This window comes from Herpetosiphon giganteus, assembly GCF_016907925.1.
GTDB classification, from domain to species: domain Bacteria; phylum Chloroflexota; class Chloroflexia; order Chloroflexales; family Herpetosiphonaceae; genus Herpetosiphon; species Herpetosiphon giganteus.
This window is the reverse complement of the sequence record NZ_JAFBCZ010000083.1, coordinates 1-1286: the sequence shown is the minus strand read 5'-3', so window position 1 is coordinate 1286 and position 1286 is coordinate 1. Positions and strand designations below refer to the sequence as shown.

Annotated in this window: 1 protein-coding gene; it reads right to left on the bottom strand. The window is 58.9% G+C overall.

Annotated elements, in window-relative coordinates:
- Nucleotides 1-9 precede the first annotated feature (9 nt).
- Entirely contained in the window at nucleotides 10-1182 is a 1173-nt protein-coding gene (locus JOD20_RS26290; protein ID WP_204758139.1) for a hypothetical protein, read from the bottom strand.
- Between the last annotated feature and the right edge of the window lie 104 nt (nucleotides 1183-1286).

Here is a 1286-nt window from a genome sequence, read left to right as displayed (position 1 = left end):
ATCAGTATGTCACCATTTCGCCGTAGCGGCTGATGCGGGACAATAGCGATCCAACGCGATGGGTGGCGGAGGCCCATACCATTGCCCAATCGCGTGCTGGAGCAACCCAAGAAATCGTGGGAGCCGCAACACGGTCTGATCCACCCGCCGTGGCCCACCGCCCGCAATCCGGAGATACGTCCATTGACACCGAATCCATCCATTAATCACGACGAAGCCCAGGGCGATCAGCATCAACCGCAGGCCAGGATTTGTGGCGGTTGTGCGAATTCGCACCGCCTCAAGCTGGCGATAGATGGATTCAATCCCAAACCGTCGTCGATAGCGCCGCCGTACCCCAATCAGGCTCTCACGGATCGCGAAACATGCAAACAAGCACCAGCGGAGTTCATAGCCACCGCGTCGCCGCTGCGCATACGTCCGGACTGCCGCAATCCGCACGGTCACTGCACCCGCCGTGTCGCTCGTAAAGGTATGCGTTCCCCAGTGGCTTATTGGGCCATGGGCCAACGTCCCGACACCGGGTCGGCGCAGCGGCACCGCAATAATGGCGGGGATCTGCGCCGCAACCACGGCCTGAAAGACCGCCACCGAACAAAAGCCTTTGTCCGCATACAGACACTTAATCGTGATTCCAGCACGGGTTCCATGAGCCAACAGGCGTTCCACAATCGCACCCATCGACTCGCCTGGCTGAACGAAGGTGATCGCGACGGTCAGGTGGGTGTGCCGCGCTAAGACCGCCATGGACGCACAGCGATAGTGGGCATTGGTGCCCGCGCGGGTTTGCCCACGACAGACCCAATGGTCATCGCCGTCAGGAATCTGCCCATAGAAGGGGCAGTCGTGGGTATCAATGGCGACCTCGACGGGGGTGGTGGAAACCCACGCGGGAAGGGTTGCGCGAAGGGCAGCATTGCTGGATGTTTCGATCTGCGGAATGGTTGTTGGAGTCCACTGGCAGGCAAGATAGCGCCGGATCGTATTGGGGTGGGGAACGTTTGGGAGGATCGTACAGGTCGCTTCGATCGAGTGGGTATGCGTCATCGCATGCAGCAACACCCGCCACAGGTCAGCAGTCTGGCAACGATAGCCAGAGGCCGATACGGGAAGGTGCGCTTGGACAATCGCCATGGTATCATCAAGCACACGCTGGCTGGTTAAACTGGTCAATGCGGTCATCACTGGTTCTCCTGGGTCTGATTGGTTGGATAGCACCCCAAGCATACCCGATCAGGGAACCAGTGATGATTTTAGCGTTCAAACGAGAAATGGTGACATACTGA